Origin of the sequence: Streptomyces natalensis ATCC 27448, assembly GCF_000935125.1 — a bacterium.
Taxonomy (GTDB): Bacteria; Actinomycetota; Actinomycetes; order Streptomycetales; family Streptomycetaceae; genus Streptomyces; species Streptomyces natalensis.
In genome coordinates this window covers 145567-157764 of sequence record NZ_JRKI01000018.1, presented here as the reverse complement: position 1 = coordinate 157764, position 12198 = coordinate 145567, and the positions used below count along the sequence as shown (strand labels likewise).

Genomic DNA, 12198 nt, shown 5'->3' with positions numbered 1-12198 from the left:
GTGGTGTGCGGGACGGGACACCACCCATCGTAAGCGGCCGCTTAGTACAGGTTCTCCGCCGGGTTGCGGCCAGGTACGTCCGGAACCAAGCGACGTCAGCCTGCGAGCCCTGGGGTGATCGAGCGAGGGGCGAAGGCCGGCCGTGGCCGCGAAAGGCCGTGGCACGCCTCAGTCGTTCCGGTCGGTGGACCCGTCGAAATCGCCGGTCCCACCGTCGAGGAGCGGCGTGCGGCTCTGGCCCGCCACGCGCGAGAGCCAGCGCAGGGAGTGGTAGCCGGTGAGCACGATGAGCGTCCCCAGGGCGATGCCGCTGAGTTCGAAGGTCGCTGTGAACTTCAGCGAGACGCCGCCGATGGCGATGATGATGCCGGCCGCGGCGGGGATGAGGTTCAGCGGCACGGTGAAGTCCACCTTGTTCCGCACCCAGATCTGGGCGCCCAGCAGACCGATCATGCCGTACAGGATGACGGTGATACCGCCCAGCACCCCGCCCGGAATCGCCGCCACCACGGCGCCGAACTTCGGGCAGATACCGAACAGCACGGCGAAGGCCGCCGCGGCGGAGTAGGCCGCGGTCGAGTAGACCCGGGTCGCGGCCATCACGCCGATGTTCTCCGCGTATGTCGTGGTGGCCGGGCCTCCGACCGCGGTCGACAGAACCGTCGCCGTGCCGTCGGCGACGATGGCCATGCCCATCTTGTCTTCCAGCGGGTCACCGGTCATCGCGCCGACCGCCTTGATGTGCCCGGCGTTCTCGGCGATCAGCGCTACCAGGACGGGCAGTGCGACGAGGATCGCGGAGGCCGAGAAGTTCGGTGCGTGAAACGTGGGAAGGCCGATCCAGTCGGCCTTCTCCACACCGGAGAAGTCGATGCGCCAGTGGTCCGTGAGCTTGCCCGCACCGTTGACCGAATGGATCCTTCCCGCGGTCCGATCGAGAATCCAGGACAGCGCATAGCCGAAGACCAGGCCCAGGAAGATCGCGATACGTGACCAGAAGCCGCGGAGCACGACGAGGGCCAGGCCCGTGAAGAGCATCGTCGCCAGGGCCGTCCACTGGTCCTGGGGCCAGTAGGTGGAGGCGGTGACGGGGGCGAGGTTGAAGCCGATCAGCATGACGACCGCACCGGTCACCGTGGGCGGGAGTACTGCGTGGACCACGCGAGGCCCGAGGACATGGATGGCGAAGCCACAGGCGGCCAGGCAGACGCCCACCACGAGCATCGCGCCCGTCAGGGTGCCGACGTCACCGCCCTGGCCCGCGATCACAGCGGATACGCCCACGAAGGAGAGGGACGAACCCAGGTAACTGGGGATGCGTCCGCGGGTCATCACGAGGAACAGCACGGTTGCGACACCCGATGCCATGAGGGCGAGACCAGGGTCCAGACCCATGAGCACCGGGGCGACGAAACATGCGCCGATCATCGACACCACATGCTGGGCGCCGAGCGCGATCGTCCGCCCCCACGTGAGGCGTTCCCCGGGCTTGACCACCTCCCCCGGCTTCAGGTGTCGCCCGTCTCCATGAAGCTTCCACCCGAAGCCGGCCATGATCACTCTCCACATCTGCGACGCCCTGCACGTCACAGAGCCGAGGTGATTCATAGTCGAACAACTGCGTCCGGACAACCGGAGAGGGAACGTGGACGACGGCATCTGGGAAGACGCGGTCGCGGCGGCCCGGATCTGCTCGATCGCGGCCCACTGGACGGCGGCCGAGCCGAAAAGCCGCACCGAGCAACGCGCCCAGGCCGACAAGCAGATGAGACCCCGCGGCCGGTACGCCGTTCAGGGCACCGGGTCGCGGCACGGGCCGCCGGTGCGTGGGCCGGTGTCACGCTGAGCGGATGACGACGACTCAGGAACGGGGACCGTGGCCGCCCGGCCCCCGGCGGCCGGTGCCCGCCGCGGTGGCGGATGTGGGCGGGGTGCTGGCGCGGATGCGGGACCTGGACGCGGCGCTGCCCGCCGGGGACGGGGTGGCCGTGTTCAACCGCGTCTATCTCACCGTCACCGAAGCGGTGGTGCGGCGCATCGAGGACGGGGGATTCGCCGATCCGGGGGCCGCGGGCGAGCTGGACCTGTGTTTCGCCCGCCGCTATTTCGCCGCGGTGGACGCCGCGGCCGCGGGCCGGCGGCCGCCCGCCTGCTGGCGTCCGCTCTTCCAGCTGCGCCGCCATCCCGGCGTCCGCCCGCTCCAGTTCGCGCTCGCCGGGATCAATGCGCACATCGGCCATGACCTGGCGCTGGCGGTGGTGGACGCCTGCCGGGCGCTGGAGTGCGAACCGCCGGACCTGGAAGGCGACTTCGACCGGATCGGCGTGGTCCTGACCGGGCTGGAGGAGCGGATCCGGGAGAGCCTGATGCCCGGCCCCGATCTGCTGGACATCGCCGATCCGCTCACCCATATCGCCGGTTCCTGGAGCCTGGAGATGGCCCGGGACGCCGCCTGGGCCGCGGCGCGGATGCTGTGGGGCGCGCGGCGGCTGCCGGAGGTGGCCGAGGAGTTCGCCGAGCGGCTGGATGCGAGCGTGGGGCTGGTGGGGCGGTGCCTGCTCACCCCGCTGAACTGAGGACTGCCCCGGCCGCCCCGGTACCCGTACCGCCGCGGCATCCCCCGTCGTAGGGTGCGGCCATGACGTTACGGCTCGGACTGGGCCTCCCACAGCTGGCGCGGTACGACCCTCGGCGCGATGTGCTCGAAGTGGCGCGGGCGGCGGAGCGGACCGGTTTCGACAGCGTATGGGTCTTCGAGCGGGCGGCCTTCTCGCTGGAGCCGCTGGACGACCTGTACCGGGTGCCGGGGCTGCCCTGGCCCGGCACCTGCCGCCACGGGCCCGATCCGCTGGTCGCCCTGTCGCTGGCCGCCGCCGTCACCGGCCGGGTCCGGCTGGGCGGCGGGGTGCTGGCCTTTGGGCCGCATGCACCGTTTCCGTTCGCACGGACGCTGGCGACGCTGGACGCGGCGTCCGGCGGCCGGGTACTGGCGGGGCTCGGCACCGGCTGGTCGCGGGAGGAGCACCAGGGCACCCGGGTCACCGAGTTCGGAGACCGGGACGCACGGCTGGAGGAGCTGCTGGATGTCTGCGCGGCTGTCTGGGGGGCCGGTCCGGAAGGGCGTCAGGACGGGCGTCAGGACGGCCGCGCCACCCCCGCGCCCGCCTCCATGGGCCCCGGATCCGCCCGTCCGGTCCCCGTGCCGTCATCCGCCGCCCCCGGCCCCGCCCGTCCGATCCCCGTCTATCTGGCCGCGACCGGCGGCCGGGCCCTGGAGCGGGTGGCGCGGCGCGCCGACGGCTGGCTGCCCGGCCCGCTCACCGGGGACCAACTCGCCCCGTTGCTCGGGCAGTTGACCGATACGGCGGAGCGCTACGGCCGCACGGCGGCCCTCGATGTCGCGATGCGGGTGGCCGTCGAGCCGTCCGGGGCGCCGCTGCGGGAGGCGGAGCGCCGCCCGTACTCCGGCAGCCCCGAGCAGATCCTCGGCGACCTGGCCGGGGCCGCCGAGGCCGGCGCCCGCGAGATCCTGCTGGATCTCCAGGGGTGCTGCCGCGACGGCAGGGAACTGGCCGACCTCGCCACCGAGCTGTACGCCCGCATCCGCGCGGCCGGCCTGTAGCCGTACGGCCCCGGTCAGCCCTCGGGCGGCTCGACTCAGTCCTCGGGCAGCTCGACCGGCGCGATCTCGTCGTAGACGTCCCCGGGGCCGGGGTTGGTCGCGTCGGTGGCGCCGCCGAAGTGGTGCATCACGCCCCAGACCGCGTTCAGCGCGGTCTGCACGGCGCCCTCGGCCCAGCCCGCCGTCCAGGAGATGTCGTCGCCCGCGAGGAAGAGGCCGCGCTTGTCCTCGGGGAGGCGGTCCTGCATGAAGTGGGTGAACAGGCGACGCTGGTAGCGGTAGTGGCCGGGGAGGTTGGCCTTGAAGGCGCCCATGAAGTAGGGCTCGTTCTCCCAGGAGACGGTGACCGGGTTGCCGATGATGTGCTTGCGGATGTCGACGTTCGGATAGATCTCCGACAGCGACTTGAGCATCACCTCCATCCGTTCGTTGGCGTTCAGCGGCAGCCACTTGAGGCTGTCGTCGCACCAGGTGTACGAGAGGCAGATGACGGCGGGCTTGTCCGGCCCGTCGTCCAGGAGGTAGGTGCCGCGGGTCATCCGGTCGGTCAGCGTCATCGACATGACGTCCCGGCCCGTCGGATTTCCCCTGTCGTCGACGGCCTTGTCCAGCCAGAACGGCCGGTCGACGGGGACGAAGAGCTTGGACGACTCCATGTAGTGGGTGCGCTCCATCGCCGTCCAGTGGTCGATGGGGAACAGCGCGTCATCGCAGGCGATCTTGCTCAGCAGCATCCAGGACTGCGCGGTGAAGACGGCGGCCTCGTAGGTACGGATGTCGCCGGAGGCGTCGGTGACCGTGATGCGGTTGCCCGCGGTGCGGTGCAGGCGGGTCACGGCCGGGCGCGGCGCCCCGTCGTGGAGCGCGGAGAGCGAGGTGCCCGGCGCCCAGTGCACGATCTTCGCGGGCTCGCGCTCCCACAGGCGCAGCGGGAGCTGCTGGCTGCCGCCGACGATGCCGCGGTGGTGGTCGTCGGCCTCGGTGTAGACGACCCGCAGGATCTCCAGGATGGAGTTGGGGAAGTCGGTGTCCCAGCCGCCGGTGCCGAAGCCGACCTGGCCGAAGATCTCGCGGTGCCGGAAGGAGGTGAAGGCCGACGACTCGCAGAGGAAGCCGTAGAAGGTCTGGTTGTCGAGCTTCTCGACGAGACGGGCCCAGATCTCGCGGATGCGCGGGACATCGCGCTCGCGCAGCGCGCGGTTCATGTCGGAGAAGTCCGCGCCCTCCTCCAGGCAGGCGTTCCAGGCGGCGGCGACATCGCGGTAGACCTGCGGCAGGTCGTCCACGGTCTCGGCGTAGTGGGACTCCCCCTTGAGGTCCACGACCGTCGACGGGGTGGATTCGGCAAGGGGGTTGGGGAACGGACTGGTCTTGAGGCCGACCAGGTCGATGTAGTGCTGGAGCGCCGTGGAGGACGGCGGGAAGCGCATCGCGCCCATCTCGGCGGTCAGTGACGGGTCGCAGCCCTCGAAGCCGACGGTGCGCAGCCGGCCGCCTATCTGGTCCGCCTCGTAGACGACGGGCTTGAGGCCCATCTTCATCAGCTCGTAGGCGGTGATGATCCCGGAGAGGCCGCCGCCGATGACCGCGACCTCCTTGCCGTGCTCGGTGGCGGGAACCTGCCCCAGGCCCGCGGGGTGCGCGAGGAAGTCGTCGTAGGCGTACGGGAAGTCCGGGCCGAACATGGTGATCGGCGGCTGGGCATCCGCGTGGTGGGCGGCGGTGGGCACCGTGGACGTCATCGGGGCGTACTCCTTGCAGGCAGAGCAGGGCGGGGCGAGCAGGGCGGGCCGGGGCGGGCGTGACCGCGGCGCGTCAGGGGACTTCGGAGGGGACGGGCGGTGGGGGGCGGGGCTCAGGTCAGCGGGCCGTAGAGCTCCGGCCGCCGGTCGTGCAGATAGGGGTTGTCCGCCCGCGATTCCTTCAGGAAGGCGAGGTCGACATCGGCCCGCACCAGCTGCTCGGTACGGCCGGCGCGGGTGCGGACCACACCGTCGGGTCCGGCCAGGGTGCTGAGCCCGACGAACTCGAACTCGCCCTCCTGGCCGACCCGGTTGACGTACGCGACATACATCTGGTTCTCGAAGGCGCGCACCGGGATGACGGATTCGGCGACGAACTGGAAGGGGTGCATCTGCGCGGTGGGCACCAGCAGCAGATCCGTACCGGCCAGCGCATGCGCCCGGACGTTCTCCGGGAATTCGACGTCGTAGCAGATCAGCACGCCGATCCGGGCGCCGGACAGCTCGGCCTGGACGACGGGCTGATCGCCCGGGGTGAACCACTCGCGCTCGAAGCAGCCGAAGAGATGCGTCTTGCGGTAGTTCGCCAGGCGGCCGCCGTCGGGGCCGATCAGCTGGGCGGCGTTGTAGACGGCGCCGTCCGGGTCGTCGGCCCCACCGCGCTCCGGGTAGCCGTAGAGGACCGCGATGCCGTACTCGGCGGCGGTCCGGGCGACGGCGCGGGCGCTCTCCCCGTCGGCGGGCTCGGCGAGGCGCCGGACGCCGTCGCCGATGGCATAGCCGGTCAGGAACAGCTCGGGGCAGACGAGCAGCCCGGCACCGGTGGCGGCGGCCTCGCGGGCCGCGTCGTGCAGTATCCGAAGATTGTGCGCCACGTCGCCGGGCCGTCCCGAACTCTGGAGCAGGGCGGTGTGCAGGGACGGCATGGAACCCCTCGGCGGTGCGGTGCGGGCGGGACGCATTGACGGTACGGGGCGCCCTTGACCTGGGACAAGGTTCCGCCGTTGCGTGCTGACGGAGGAATCGTTGCGTGTTTTTGCGGCTCGGCGGCGATTCATTGCGCGAGCCGGGCGGGGACGTCATGCGGGCACCCGCGGGCCCGCGGGGCTCATGCCCCCTGCCCCGCCGGCCTCTCCCCCGCCAGGTCCCCCACCGCCTCCGCCAGCACCGCGCGCACCAGCCCGCGCAGCCAGCGGTGTCCGGCGTCGGCGTCCTGGCGCGGGTGCCAGGCCATCTCCATGGTCATCGGCGGCAGGTCGAGCGGGACCGGCAGGGTGCGCAGGCCCAGGGCGCGGAGGGTGGAGGCCGCGGTGCGCTCGTTGGCCAGGCCGACGGCGTCGCTGTCGCGGATCATCATCAGCGCGGCGGCGAAGGTCGGGACGGTGGCGACCACCTTGCGGCGCAGTCCGCGGGCGGCGAGCGCCGCGTCGATGGGGCCGGTCAGCCGTCCGCGGCGGGAGAAGTTCAGATGCGGGGCGTCGGCGTACCGGCGCGCGGTGAGCTTGCCGGTGGTGAGCGGATGGCCCTCGCGCACCACCGCGACTCCGTGTTCGGTGAACAGCTCCTGGGTTCGGATCTCCGGCTCGCGGCTGTCGATGACGCCCAGCTCCAGGTCCGCGGCGCCGTCGCGCAGCATCGGCACGTCGATATGGCTCTCGCCGAGGAAACGCAGCACCACCCCCGGCGCCTGCTCGGCGACCCGGGCGACGAGCAGCGGGCCGATGGCGGTGACGAACCTCGGCGCTGCGCATCGTCTGGACCCGGGGCACAGCGCCCCGGCTCCCGGCGGACATGACGGCCCGAGCGGAACCGCCCTCGGGGGTCGCGCCCGCCCGGGGAGGCCGCCCCTACCCCGGCGCCCCCGACCCGAACCGCCGCAGCAGCGGCGAGAGCACCAGCACCGATTTGGTGCGCTCCACGAACGGTTCGCCCGCGATCTTCTCCAGGACGCGCTCGAAATGGCGCATATCGGCGGCGAAGACCTGGAGGATGGCGTCCGCGTCACCGGTGACGGTGGAGGCGGACGCCACTTCCGGGTAGCGCGACAGGCCGCGGTGGATCGCCTCGGGCGAGGTGTTGCGGCTGCAGTAGAGCTCGATGAACCCCTCGGTCTCCCAGCCGAGGGCGGCCGGATCGACCCGTACGGTGAATCCGGTGATCGCCCCCTCGGCCCGCAGCCGGTCCACCCGCCGTTTGACGGCCGGGGCGGAGAGCCCGACCTCCTGGCCGATGTCGGCATAGCTGCGGCGGGCGTCCTCGGCGAGGGCGTGGACGATGCGTTCGTCGAGATCGTTCAGTCGCACTGCGGGTGGATCATTTCTCTGCCGGGGCCAATCGGGAGCGGCGCTTGCCGTAACCGAAGTAGACCACAAGCCCGACGGCCATCCAGACCCCGAAGACGATCCAGGTCACGACGTCGAGGCTGACCATCATGCCGATGCAGAGGATGAAGCCGATGACGGGGAAGAGCGGGGAGAGTGGCGTACGGAAGCTGCGCGGCATGTCGGGGCGCTTGTAGCGCAGCACCACGACGGCCACGTTGACCAGTGCGAAGGCGAAGAGCGTGCCGATGCTGGTGGCGTCGGCCAGCTGGCCCAGCGGGATCGCCGCGGCGAGCACCCCGCAGAACAGCGAGACGATCACGGTGTTGGCGCGGGGCGCGCCGCTCTTGGCGTGCACCTTGGAGAAGACCTTGGGCACCAGGCCGTCCCGGGACATCGCGAACAGGATGCGGGTCTGGCCGTACAGGACGGTCAGGACGACGCTGGCGATGGCGACGACCGCACCGAGGGCGAGCAGCACGGCCCAGAAGTCCTGTCCGGAGACGTCCTTCATGATCCCGGCCAGGGCGGCCTCCGAGCCCTTGAACTTCTGCCACGGCATCGCGCCGACCGCGATCGCGGCGACCAGGCAGTACAGCGTGGTGACGATGATCAGCGAGAGCATGATCGCCCGCGGCAGATCGCGCTGCGGGTTCTTGGCCTCCTCGCCGGCCGTGGAGGCGGCGTCGAAGCCGATGTAGGAGAAGAAGAGGGTGGCGCCCGCGGCGCTGACGCCCGTCATGCCCAGCGGCATGAAGTTTGCGTAGTTCCCGGCGCGGACGCCCTGGAGCGCGACGCCGCAGAACAGCAGCAGCGCGACGATCTTGACGGCCACCATGATCGTGTTGGCGCGGGCGCTCTCCTTGGCGCCGCCCAGCAGGAAGACCATGGCGAGCATGACCACCAGGAGCGCCGGGAGGTTGAAGATGCCGCCGTCACCGGGCGGCGCGGAGAGCGCGTCGGGGATGGTGAACCCGAAGACGCCGTTGAGCAGTTCGTTCAGATACTGCCCCCAGCCGACGGCCACGGCCGCGACCGAGACCCCGTACTCCAGGATCAGACACCAGCCGCAGACCCAGGCGATCAGCTCGCCCAGGGTGGCGTAGGCGTAGGAGTACGACGAGCCGGAGACCGGGATGGTGCCGGCCAGCTCCGCGTAGGACAGCGCGGAGAACAGCGCGGTGATACCGGCGAGGACGAAGGAGAGGATGACCGCGGGCCCGGCGTCCGGGACGGCCTGGCCCAGGACGACGAAGATGCCGGTGCCGAGGGTGGCGCCGATGCTGATCATGGTCAGCTGCCAGACGCCCATCGAGCGGCGCAGCGTCCCGCCCTCGCCCTGGCCGCCCTCGGCGACCAGCCGTTCGACCGGCTTGCGGCGCAGCACGCCGGTGCCGAGACCGGCGGGGGTGGGCGGTCGGGTGTCGCTGTCCGCTGCGGGCGGGGCGGCGCCGTGCTCCAACACTGGGGGGCTCCTTTATCGCTGCCGGTCGGCTGCGGAATCCTGGTCGGGGATTCCGTCGACGGATTCCGATGACGGGTCCGTACGGGCGGGTCGCTGTCCCCCTGGCGGAGGTGACGGATTCCCGGGACGGAGAGGGACGGCGGCGACCGGCAGCGGTTCGCACCGCGGGCATGCCGAAGCAGCCCGCAAGGGGGGAGACCGCCGAGCAGGCGGTCCCCGCCACTCCACGTACGGCGACGACCTTACGGGGCGGCCTTGACCTGCCGTAATGCGGGTTCCTTGCGCAACCGCGGAGGATCGTTGCGCACCGCCCCGAAGCGCGGTTGATCATTGCGTAAAGGCGTCCACCATGTGGACGCGCCCCCGGGACGGCGGCCGGGCCCGGACATGCGAGCGGCCCCGCACCCTTGAAGGGTGCGGGGCCGCTCGACGGAGGCGTCAGTTCCAGCTGTTGTGCAGCGGCTTGCCCTCGGCGTAACCGGCGGCGCTCTGCACCCCGACCACGGCCTTCTCGGCGAACTCCTCCAGGGAGCCCGCACCCGCGTAGGTGCAGGAGCTGCGGACACCGGCGATGATCGAGTCGATCAGGTCCTCGACGCCGGGACGGGCCGGGTCGATGAACATCCGCGAGGTGGAGATGCCCTCCTCGAACAGGCCCTTGCGGGCACGGTCGTAGGACGACTCCTCGCTCGTACGGCGCTGCACCGCACGGGCGGAGGCCATGCCGAAGCTCTCCTTGTACGGGCGGCCCTCGGCGGTGTGCTGGAGGTCGCCGGGCGATTCCAGGGTGCCGGCGAACCAGGAGCCGATCATGACGTTGGAGGCGCCGGCGGCCAGCGCCATGGCGACATCGCGGGGGTGGCGCACGCCGCCGTCGGCCCAGACGTGCTTGCCGTACTTCTTCGCCTCGGCGGCGCACTCCAGCACCGCGGAGAACTGCGGCCGGCCCACGCCGGTCATCATGCGGGTGGTGCACATCGCGCCCGGTCCGACGCCGACCTTGATGATGTCCGCGCCGGCCTCGACCAGATCGCGGACGCCCTCGGCGGCGACGATGTTGCCCGCCACGATCGGGACCTGCGGGTCCAGCGCGCGCACCGCCTTGACCGCGTTGATCATGCCTTCCTGGTGGCCGTGCGCGGTGTCCACCACGAGGGTGTCCACACCGGCCTCCAGCAGCACCTTGGCCTTGCCCGCCACATCGCCGTTGATGCCGACGGCGGCGGCGATGCGCAGCTTGCCCTCGGCGTCGGTGGCGGGGGTGTAGAGGGTGGCGCGCAGCGCGCCCTTGCGGGTCAGGATGCCGACGAGCATGCCGTCCGCGTCGACGGCCGGGGCAAGCTTGCGGTTGGCGGCGTCGAGGCGGTTGAACGCCTCGCGCGGGTCGATGTCCGCGTCCAGGACGAGCAGGTCCTTGGACATCACCTCGGAGACCTGGGTGAAGCGGTCCACCCCGGCCAGGTCGTGCTCGGTGACCACGCCGACCGGACGGCCGCTCTCGACGACGATGCCCGCACCGTGCGCCCGCTTGGGCAGCAGCGACAGGGCGTCGGCGACGGTGGAGACCGGGGACAGCACGATCGGGGTGTCCAGGACCAGGTGGCGGCGCTTGACCCAGGTCACGACCTCGGTGACGACGTCCAGCGGGATGTCCTGAGGGATGACGACCAGGCCGCCACGGCGGGCGACGGTCTCGGCCATCCGGCGGCCGGCGATCGCCGTCATGTTGGCGACGACCAGAGGAATGGTGGTGCCGGTTCCGTCGGGCGCGGACAGATCCACCGCCTGCCGGGAGCCCACCGCGGAACGGCTGGGCACCATGAACACATCGTCGTACGTCAGGTCGTACGGCGGCTTCGCATCGTTCAGGAAACGCATACTGGCTCTCTCACCTGCGGTTTTACGTCTGGGCCGGTGGGGAGTCAGCACCGAACCGAACCCCGGGTCAGGCTGCGGCTCCTAGGACATCATCGCTCATCCCCACGTGAAGCGACGAACCGGCGTTCCCTTTTGGTGTACTCCGACGAGGGCCGGACCGCCTCCCCTGGGCGTTCCTACGAGCCGCGCCGCGCCGCCCCGCGCGCCATGATCACGACGAGTCCGGTGTCCGTTCCGCGCCAGTGGCCCACCGCGTCGGCGAGCACCTCCTCGAAGACGCTCCACTCCTCGGGCACCGCCGACGCATACCCCTGCCAGCCGGTGAGGACCAGCAGCCGGCCGCCCACGGCGGGGCACCAGGACAGATCGGTCAGACAGTCGGCGAGCGCGTCCCAGTTGCGGCCGAACCACTGCGGCAGCCGCAGCGCGCGGGCGCAGCGTTCCATGAACTCCGCCTTGTCCAGGGCCCCTTCGAGGTCGAGCGCCGCGCCGCTCCACCCCGCGTCCCGGGCCGCGGCCAGCGCATCGGCCACCGGCCGGTCCGCGGGCCAGGTCAGCACGCCCGGCGGCGTACTGCCGTCGAGCACGGCCGCCAGCGGCCGGGGTACCGGTCCGCCGCCATCTTGCGCAGTCCTCATCGCAGCACCGCCCTGAACGTCCGGTAGTGATCGTCGGTGTAGTACGTCTCCCGGTGGTCGCCGGTGACCAGGCGGCGGGCGCCGCGGTCCGGCGAGCCCGGGGTGGGCACCGTGTACTCGTGGTAGTAGCCGCGCGGCTGCGCGGGCAGCCGCCGTTCGCGGTTGCCGAAGACGGTCCCGTCCTGGCGGTACGGGAAGGGCCCGCCGGCGTCGATGCGCCGGAGGGTGGCGCGCGCCTGGGCGGGCAGCGCGCCTGCGGCGACCGCGGGCATGCCGTTGGCCCAGCCGGGTGTGCCGGCCGTACGGGAGGCCGGCGCCCGCGCGCCCGGTGAACTCCCCTTCTGGCCCGCCCCCGTGGAGCATCCGGTGAGCACCAGCAGCAGCCCGGCGAGCAGCGCACCGAGGAGGGCCGCGGCCCGGCGCGGGGCGGAGGGGATCACCATGGCGCCGATGCTGTCACAGGCGCGCCCGCGCTGCCTGCCGGTGTCCGGCGGGCGGCGCGGGCGGCGGCGCGGCGGCGGTGGGCCCGGTG

At 71.8% G+C, this 12198-nt stretch carries 12 protein-coding genes; 3 read left to right on the top strand and 9 right to left on the bottom strand.

Features of this window, described 5'->3' with window-relative positions; translation table 11 throughout:
* Window positions 1-168 precede the first annotated feature (168 nt).
* The gene (locus SNA_RS13140) at window positions 169-1554 is read right to left on the bottom strand and encodes a uracil-xanthine permease family protein (protein ID WP_030067208.1); all 1386 of its coding nucleotides are present in this window, start codon (window positions 1552-1554) and stop codon (window positions 169-171) included.
* A 91-nt stretch (window positions 1555-1645) separates the two neighbouring features.
* On the opposite strand from SNA_RS13140, the gene SNA_RS13135 reads away from it, so the two are divergent.
* The 3 genes from SNA_RS13135 to SNA_RS13125 all read left to right on the top strand — a co-directional run bounded on the left by SNA_RS13135 (window position 1646) and on the right by SNA_RS13125 (window position 3622).
* Window positions 1646-1846 carry a hypothetical protein gene (locus SNA_RS13135; RefSeq protein WP_030067207.1) on the top strand — a complete coding sequence of 67 codons (201 nt, stop codon included), beginning with the start codon at window positions 1646-1648 and terminating at the stop codon, window positions 1844-1846.
* 4 nt (window positions 1847-1850) lie between these two features.
* Window positions 1851-2576, top strand: a complete 726-nt coding sequence (locus tag SNA_RS13130) for a DUF5995 family protein (RefSeq protein WP_275041999.1) — start codon at window positions 1851-1853, stop codon at window positions 2574-2576.
* 62 nt (window positions 2577-2638) lie between these two features.
* The gene (locus SNA_RS13125; RefSeq protein WP_044365076.1) at window positions 2639-3622 is read left to right on the top strand and encodes an LLM class flavin-dependent oxidoreductase; all 984 of its coding nucleotides are present in this window, start codon (window positions 2639-2641) and stop codon (window positions 3620-3622) included.
* A gap of 35 nt (window positions 3623-3657) precedes the next feature.
* Here SNA_RS13125 and SNA_RS13120 read toward each other — a convergent pair whose 3' ends face one another.
* The 8 genes from SNA_RS13120 to SNA_RS13085 all read right to left on the bottom strand — a co-directional run bounded on the left by SNA_RS13120 (window position 3658) and on the right by SNA_RS13085 (window position 12109).
* On the bottom strand, window positions 3658-5364 hold the full coding sequence (locus SNA_RS13120; protein ID WP_044365075.1) for a flavin monoamine oxidase family protein: 1707 nt from the start codon (window positions 5362-5364) through the stop codon (window positions 3658-3660).
* A gap of 113 nt (window positions 5365-5477) precedes the next feature.
* Entirely contained in the window at window positions 5478-6290 is an 813-nt protein-coding gene (locus tag SNA_RS13115) for a carbon-nitrogen hydrolase family protein (RefSeq protein WP_030067204.1), read from the bottom strand.
* A 182-nt stretch (window positions 6291-6472) separates the two neighbouring features.
* A complete protein-coding gene (locus tag SNA_RS13110; protein WP_275042001.1) occupies window positions 6473-7087 on the bottom strand; it encodes a LysR substrate-binding domain-containing protein in 615 nt (204 codons plus the stop codon).
* 124 nt (window positions 7088-7211) lie between these two features.
* The gene (locus tag SNA_RS13105) at window positions 7212-7667 is read right to left on the bottom strand and encodes an Lrp/AsnC family transcriptional regulator (protein ID WP_030067202.1); all 456 of its coding nucleotides are present in this window, start codon (window positions 7665-7667) and stop codon (window positions 7212-7214) included.
* Between the two features lie 10 nt (window positions 7668-7677).
* On the bottom strand, window positions 7678-9150 hold the full coding sequence (locus SNA_RS13100) for an amino acid permease (RefSeq protein ID WP_044365073.1): 1473 nt from the start codon (window positions 9148-9150) through the stop codon (window positions 7678-7680).
* A gap of 438 nt (window positions 9151-9588) precedes the next feature.
* Window positions 9589-11028, bottom strand: coding sequence for a GuaB1 family IMP dehydrogenase-related protein (locus SNA_RS13095; protein ID WP_044365072.1), 1440 nt, complete (start codon window positions 11026-11028; stop codon window positions 9589-9591).
* 176 nt (window positions 11029-11204) lie between these two features.
* On the bottom strand, window positions 11205-11666 hold the full coding sequence (locus SNA_RS13090) for a barstar family protein (protein ID WP_044365070.1): 462 nt from the start codon (window positions 11664-11666) through the stop codon (window positions 11205-11207).
* Window positions 11663-12109, bottom strand: a complete 447-nt coding sequence (locus SNA_RS13085) for a guanyl-specific ribonuclease (RefSeq protein WP_030067197.1) — start codon at window positions 12107-12109, stop codon at window positions 11663-11665. Before SNA_RS13085 ends, SNA_RS13090 begins: the two co-directional genes overlap by 4 nt.
* Window positions 12110-12198: the final 89 nt, after the last annotated feature.

Bases quoted from the DNA above. Each gene is read 5' to 3' on its own strand.
- SNA_RS13095 (WP_044365072.1), bottom strand. From the start codon at position 11,028: ATGCGTTTCCTGAACGATGCGAAGCCGCCGTACGACCTGACGTACGAC.
- SNA_RS13085 (WP_030067197.1), bottom strand. From the start codon at position 12,109: ATGGTGATCCCCTCCGCCCCGCGCCGGGCCGCGGCCCTCCTCGGTGCG.
- SNA_RS13125 (WP_044365076.1), top strand. From the start codon at position 2,639: ATGACGTTACGGCTCGGACTGGGCCTCCCACAGCTGGCGCGGTACGAC.
- SNA_RS13090 (WP_044365070.1), bottom strand. From the start codon at position 11,666: ATGAGGACTGCGCAAGATGGCGGCGGACCGGTACCCCGGCCGCTGGCG.
- SNA_RS13115 (WP_030067204.1), bottom strand. From the start codon at position 6,290: ATGCCGTCCCTGCACACCGCCCTGCTCCAGAGTTCGGGACGGCCCGGC.
- SNA_RS13120 (WP_044365075.1), bottom strand. From the start codon at position 5,364: ATGACGTCCACGGTGCCCACCGCCGCCCACCACGCGGATGCCCAGCCG.
- SNA_RS13140 (WP_030067208.1), bottom strand. From the start codon at position 1,554: ATGGCCGGCTTCGGGTGGAAGCTTCATGGAGACGGGCGACACCTGAAG.
- SNA_RS13130 (WP_275041999.1), top strand. From the start codon at position 1,851: ATGACGACGACTCAGGAACGGGGACCGTGGCCGCCCGGCCCCCGGCGG.